General features: G+C 60.7%; 7 protein-coding genes. All 7 read left to right on the forward strand.

Annotated elements, in window-relative coordinates; all coding sequences use genetic code 11:
• Positions 1–298: 298 nt before the first annotated feature.
• The 7 genes from gcvT (at position 299) to FJ319_14210 (ending at position 6,231) form a co-directional block, all read left to right on the forward strand.
• Positions 299–1,399, forward strand: a complete 1,101-nt coding sequence (gene gcvT / locus FJ319_14180) for a glycine cleavage system aminomethyltransferase GcvT (protein MBM3935413.1) — start codon at positions 299–301, stop codon at positions 1,397–1,399.
• Complete coding sequence (gene gcvH / locus FJ319_14185) at positions 1,396–1,779, forward strand: glycine cleavage system protein GcvH (protein ID MBM3935414.1); 384 nt, start codon at positions 1,396–1,398, stop codon at positions 1,777–1,779. Before gcvT ends, gcvH begins: the two co-directional genes overlap by 4 nt.
• 11 nt (positions 1,780–1,790) lie before the next feature.
• Positions 1,791–3,131: an aminomethyl-transferring glycine dehydrogenase subunit GcvPA gene (locus FJ319_14190; GenBank protein ID MBM3935415.1), complete on the forward strand. Its 1,341-nt coding sequence runs from the start codon at positions 1,791–1,793 to the stop codon at positions 3,129–3,131.
• Between the two features lie 65 nt (positions 3,132–3,196).
• On the forward strand, positions 3,197–4,681 hold the full coding sequence (locus tag FJ319_14195; protein MBM3935416.1) for a glycine dehydrogenase subunit 2: 1,485 nt from the start codon (positions 3,197–3,199) through the stop codon (positions 4,679–4,681).
• Positions 4,682–4,799: 118 nt separating this feature from the next.
• Positions 4,800–5,057: a ribbon-helix-helix protein, CopG family gene (locus FJ319_14200; GenBank protein MBM3935417.1), complete on the forward strand. Its 258-nt coding sequence runs from the start codon at positions 4,800–4,802 to the stop codon at positions 5,055–5,057.
• A complete protein-coding gene (locus tag FJ319_14205; GenBank protein MBM3935418.1) occupies positions 5,054–5,371 on the forward strand; it encodes a type II toxin-antitoxin system PemK/MazF family toxin in 318 nt (105 codons plus the stop codon). The genes FJ319_14200 and FJ319_14205 overlap by 4 nt, the downstream gene beginning before the upstream one ends.
• The gene (locus FJ319_14210; GenBank protein MBM3935419.1) at positions 5,365–6,231 is read left to right on the forward strand and encodes a tRNA (adenine-N1)-methyltransferase; all 867 of its coding nucleotides are present in this window, start codon (positions 5,365–5,367) and stop codon (positions 6,229–6,231) included. Before FJ319_14205 ends, FJ319_14210 begins: the two co-directional genes overlap by 7 nt.
• Positions 6,232–6,483 lie beyond the last annotated feature (252 nt).

Consider the following 6,483-nt stretch of genomic DNA (forward strand, 5'->3'; position numbering starts at 1 on the left):
TCAGTATCTGTGCTCTCTTCGCTTCTCGCTCGGTCAAATGTAGTCCTCTCATGGACTGACATATTCACTGAGCAGTTACCTACTGACAATATCACTGAGCAAAGACATCTCCGGTGGCTCTGATTGTGTCTGGTGCCAATAAGGTATTAAACTGTACGGGACGATATGATTGGACTTTGCGTGCCGGGCCGGACTCCCCTGCCCGCCGCTCGCCCCCAATGCTTGCATAGCCCGTGCAGGCGCTCTTGGGGGCGCAATGTTGTCCTGACCTGCCTGACTACCTTTTACCGAGGCCCTGATGGACCAGACGAACCAGACACTGAAGCGCACTCCCCTTTATGAGACTCACATCGCCAGCGGCGCGCGCATGGTGCCTTTCGGCGGATGGGACATGCCCGTCCAGTACACCAGCATCCTTGAGGAGGCGAAGGCCGTTCGCACCGCCTCCGGAATCTTCGACGTCTCCCACATGGGGCGCGTGAAGATCGAGGGCCTCGGCGCGGCGGCGTTCATAAGCTCCATCTTTAGCTTCGATGTCTCCACCCTCAAGATCGGCCGCGCCAAGTACGGCGTTATCTGCAACGAGCAGGGCGGGATCATCGACGACTGCATCGTCTACAGGCGCGGCGATGACCGCTACCTGCTGGTGCCGAACGCAGGCAACCTGGACAGGGTCATGGAGTGGATCGCGCAGTGGGCGCCGGCGAAGGACAAGGTCAAGATCGATAACATCTCCAACCAGTTCGCAATGGTGGCGTTACAGGGTCCCAAGGCAGCCGAGCTGCTGGCTGGACTGACGAAGTACGACGTAGCATCTATCAGGCCGTTCGCCATCGCCGAGTTCGAGGTCGCGGGCATACCGGCGATTGCCGGCCGAACAGGCTACACTGGCGAGGACGGTTTTGAGGTTATCGCCTCCAAAGACAAGGCCGCCAAGCTGTGGCAGACACTCAAGGACAGGGGTGCGAGAGAATGCGGCCTTGGCGCGCGGGACGTCCTGCGACTGGAAGCCGGCCTGCCCCTCCACGGCAATGACATGAACGACACTGTCAACCCGTATGAGGCGAGCGTGGAGCGGTTCATCGATATCGACCGCGAGGGGTATATTCCCCGCAAGGCCCTCATCAAGGCGCGCGACAACCAGACGAGGAAGCTCGTGGGCTTCCAGATGGTGGGCAAGGGCATCCCCCGCCACGGCTACGACATCACCGACGGCACGAAGAAGATCGGCGAGGTTACCAGCGGCGGCGTCGCGCCCACGATAGACAAGAATATAGGCATGGGATTCGTCCCTGTCTCGATGGCTGCGGAAGGCACACGGTTCCAGGTGGACGTGCGCGGCCGCATGATCGAGGCAGAGGTGGTTCCCCTGCCGTTTTACCGGAGAAAGAAAGCATGAATCCCAAGGACTTGAAGTACAGCAAAGAGCACGAGTGGGTCCGAATCGAGAAGGACGGCACCACCACCATCGGCATCACTGCCTTCGCCGCCGACCAGCTCGGCGACGTGGTGTACGTGGACCTGCCGGAGGTGGGCTCAACGGTGCAGCAGTTCGCCAAGTTCGGCGAGGTGGAGTCGGTCAAGGCCGTCTCGGACATCTACTCGCCCGTGAGCGGCACCGTAACGGCCCGGAACGAGGCCATCGTAAAGACTCCCGAATCGGTCAACAGCGCCCCGTTTGAAGGCGGCTGGCTCGTCAAGGTCAAGCTGGCGAACAAGGGTGAGCTCGACACGCTGCTCACGTCCGACCAGTACGACAAGTTCCTCGCAGCGCAGTAGAGAGAGTAACCATGGACCGGTTTTCTTCCCCTTACAGCCCGAATACGGACGCCGACCGCAAGAAGATGCTGGACGCAATCGGCGTCAAGTCGGTAGACGACCTCTTCAAGGTCATCCCGGCGCAGTACCGCAATCCAAAGCTGAACATCCCCGAGCCCACGGCCGAGATGGACCTGAAGCGGGAGCTTGAGGCGATGGCGAACGCAAACGCCGTCCCCGGCAAGTTCGCCTGCTTTCTGGGCGGCGGCGCATACCGACACCACATCCCGAGTGTCGTCAAAGCGATCATCAGCCGCGGCGAGTTCCTGACCTCCTATACGCCGTACCAGCCGGAGATATCACAGGGCACGCTCCAAACCGCCTATGAGTTCCAGACACTCGTCTGCCAGCTTACCGGCATGGAGGTGGCCAACACCGGCATGTACGACGGCGCTACCGCCCTTGCCGAGGCCGCGCTCATGGCCGCGCGCCTGACCCGCCGCGACAAGATCGCCGTCCTCGAGACGGTCTCGCCCAAGTACCTGAAAGTCATCCAGACCTACTCCCAGGCGCTCAAGGTCAACTACTACGTCGTCCCCGCAGGCCAGGAGAAGCTGGACGACGACACGGCGTGCCTGCTTGTCCAGCAGCCCAATTTCTACGGCTACATGGAAGACATGGCGAAGCTCTCCGAGAGGGCGCACTCCCAGGGGGCGCTCTTCGTCGTAAGCGCCGACCCCACGTCGCTCGGCATGTTAAAGTCGCCAGGCGAGTACGACGCGGACATTGTTGTGTCCGAGGGACAGGCCGTCGGAGTGCCGCTATCGTTCGGCGGGCCGTACACCGGCTTCTTCGCGTGCAAGGAGAAGCACCTGCGCCAGATGCCGGGCCGTATCGTCGGCAAGACGGTCGACAGCAAGGGCCGCACCGGCTACGTGCTTACGCTCCAGACGCGCGAGCAGCACATCCGCCGCGAGAAGGCAACCTCCAACATCTGCACCAGCGTGGCGCTGATTGCTCTCATGTCCACAATCTACATGTCGGCGATGGGCAAGCAGGGCATGAAGAAGGTAGCGGAGCTCTGCTACCACAAGGCGCACTACGCCGCCTCGCAGATCGAAAAGGTCCCGGGTTACTCCCTGCCGATTAAAGGCACGTTCTTCCGCGAGTTCGTTGTGAAGTGCCCCCTGCCACCCGCGGAGATCAACAAAAAGCTGCTGGAGCAAGGCATCATCGGCGGCTTGGACATCAGCAAGCAGGTCCCGAACGGCATGCTGATCGCAGTTACGGAGACGAACACGAAGGAAGAGATCGACGCCCTCGCCGCGGCCCTCAAGAAGATTGCATCCGGCGTCGCAGCGGCGAAGAGGTAGACCTCTCCCCCTGCCCCCTCTCCGTGCACGGAGAGGGGGTCAAAGACAAGAAAACAGGACTCGACATGACAATCACACGAGAGTATCTCGACCAGAACAACCGCAAGCTCCTCATGGACCGCAGCGTGCCGGGCAGGATGGGCACCACCCTCCCGAAGCTCGACGTGCCGGCGGCTCCCCTGCCCGACAAGTCGATGCTACGCGACAGCCTGGAGTTCCCGGAGGTCACCGAGAACGAGATCGTCCGGTACTTCACCCAGCTCAGCCAGCTCAACTTCTCCATAGACACGCAGTTCTACCCGCTCGGTAGCTGCACAATGAAGTACAACCCGAAGCTCCACGAGGAGATGTCCTTCCAGCCGGGCTTCGCAAACATCCACCCGAACCAGTCTGCGGAGAGCGTACAGGGCGCGCTCAAGCTCATGTACGACCTGCAGGGCCTGCTGTGCGAGATCACCGGCATGAAGGGCGCGAGCCTCACCCCCATGGCGGGCGCGGACGGCGAGCTGGCCGGCATGCTTATGACGCGGGCATACCACCAGTCGCGCGGCGATCTCAAGCGCACGAAGGTGCTCATACCGGACAGCGCTCACGGCACCAACCCCGCCTCCGCCGCAATGGCGGGCTTTGAGGTGGTCACTCTCAAATCCGACGCGAACGGCAACACCGATCTGGAAGCTCTCAAGAGCCTCGTCGGGCCGGACCTCGCAGGACTGATGATCACGCTGCCGAGCACGCTCGGCCTGTTCGATACGAACATCCTTGAGGTGGTCCGCATCGTCAAGGAGAACGGCGGCGTCATATACGGCGACGGAGCGAACCTGAACGCGCTCCTGGGACGCGTGAAGCTGGGCGAGCTCGGCTTCGACGTCATCCACTCCAACTTGCACAAGACCTTCAGCACGCCGCACGGCGGCGGCGGCCCTGGCGCGGGGCCGGTAATGGTGGGCGAGCGACTGGCGCCGTTCCTGCCCGCCCCTATCGTCGCGAAAAAGAAGGGCGACGACGGCAAGGACGCGTACGACTACTTCTACCCGCCCCAGACCATCGGCAAGATGGGCGCATTCCAGGGCAACTTTGGCATGTTCATCCGCGCCTACACGTTCATCCGCCTGCTGGGCAACACCGGCATAGATAAAATCGGCAAAGACGCGGTGATCAACGCAAACTACGTCCAGAGCCAGCTCAAGGGCTACTACCACCTGCCCTACGACCGCACCTGCATGCACGAGGTCGTCTTTTCGGCCAAGAACCTCAAGAAGGCGCACGACGTGGACGCGTTGGACGTTGCCAAGCGCCTCATCGATTACAACATCCACCCGCCGACGATGTACTTCCCGCTTATCGTGGAGCAGGCGCTGATGATCGAGCCGACGGAGTCGGAGTCGGTAGAGACGCTGGACACCTTCATCGAGGTTATGAAGACCATCGCACAGGAAGCAAAGGACAACCCCGAGCTTCTCCACGACGCTCCCCACAACACGCCCAACACCCGCCTGGATGAGGCCCGCGCGGCCCGCAAGCCTGACCTGCGGTGGAAGAAGGCGTAGGGCTAGTTCGCCAACATAGAAGAGTGCACGTTGACTGTGCACTCTTCTATTTTTTAAGCCGCCTAGGTATACTTTTGTCATACTGTGGTATGACCGCTATTTATGGGAGGGAGTACATATGGCGGGAACAGCAAAAATAGCTATAAGTCTACCTGAGAAGACGTTGGCAGCAGTAGAGCGACGCAGGCGGACCACAGGAGAAAGTCGCAGCCAGTACGTTCGCAGGGCAGTCGAGTCTTTGACAAGAATTGAGCAAGAGCGCGAATGGGATGAGCAAATGGCCCAGTCATACCGTGAGAATCCAGAAACCCAAGAAGAGTTGGAAGCGCTCAGAAAATCTGCCAGTATCCTGTTTGCGCAGTATCCTTGGGAATGAAGCAAGGCGAGATTTGGTGGGCCGATTTGGGACCTCCAGCCGGCACAAGGCCGGTGCTGCTCCTTTCACGCAATAAGGTCTATATCTCCAGGGATTCGGTGACCGTGGCGCTGGTGACGACCCGCATGAGGGGGTTGCCGTCAGAAATTCCGCTATCATCCAAAGACGGAATGCCTCGGGATTGCGTCATCAATATCGACGTAATTGATACGGTCCCCAAGCAGTACCTTACTCGTCGAATCACCGCCATCAATGACGAGAAAACGGCGGCCGTTGAGAAGGCAATTCACTACGTTTTCGGACTGAGTTGGTAAATATTCATACATCAAGAGACCTCACACACACCTTCCAGGAGGGCGACTACGCCCTCGTCATCGACCGCCGCCAGCGACGCTACATGTTCAAGCTCATTCCCAGGCAGAAGTATTCCACGCACCTTGGCATAGTCCCGCACGATGAGCTGATCGGCAAGGAGGAGGGCTACCGGTTCGCCACCTCGGCCGGCCACGTGCTGCTCGCCGTAAAGCCCACGCTGGCAGACTTTACGAAGCGCATGCCGCGCATCGCCACGCCTGTCTACCCCAAGGACATGGGGACGATCCTGGTGCTGGGCGATATTTTCCCCGGAGCGCGTGTGCTGGAGGCCGGGACCGGCTCCGGCGCCGTCACGGCGGTGCTGGCGCGCGCGGTCGGCGACACCGGCAAGGTGATCACCTACGATGTCCGCCAGGACATGCAGGACAAGGCAAAAAAGAATCTCGCTTCCATCATGCCGAATGCGACGCAAGTGACGTTCAAGATCGGGGACGTGTACGAGGGCATAGAGGAGTCCAGCCTCGACAGGATAGTCCTCGACCTGCCCGACCCGCTCAAGGTGGTCCCTCACGCCGCGAAGGCGCTTGTGCCCGGCGGCATCATCCTCTCGTTCGTCCCGACCGTCCTCCAGGTGCACGATTTCACCCACGCACTTCAGGACTCAGACGCGTTCGGAATGGTGGAGACTGTGGAGACGCTAATGCGCCCGTGGGCCGTCGCAGGCCGCGCCATACGGCCGTCCCTGCGCATGGTAGGCCACACCGGCTTCATAACCACCGCGCGGCGCGTCGCGCCCAGGCTGCGCCTGCCGGAGGAAGCGGCGGAAACATCGCCGGAAGAGCAGCCTGAATCGGAATAGACGGTTCTTTGCCGGCCTCCCCACTTCCTGTCAATGCTCAATGACTTTGTCAGTCTTACTGCTCAGTGATTTTGTCAGTACGACTGGTTTTGGTTGAATCAGTCTCGATCTCCAAGGGTGATCTGGAGCCGGCTTTCGATCCTTGGGCGTGGAGAGGGGCGTGCTGGAGACGGACCCGTCTCCAGCACGCCCCTCTCCACGCTTGCCCGCCTGAGCTTTTCTTCGCCTTGCTCGCAGGACTGCGGGTCTTAG

The sequence above is a fragment of the SAR202 cluster bacterium genome (genome assembly GCA_016872355.1).
Lineage (GTDB): Bacteria > Chloroflexota > Dehalococcoidia > Lucifugimonadales > VGZY01 > VGZY01.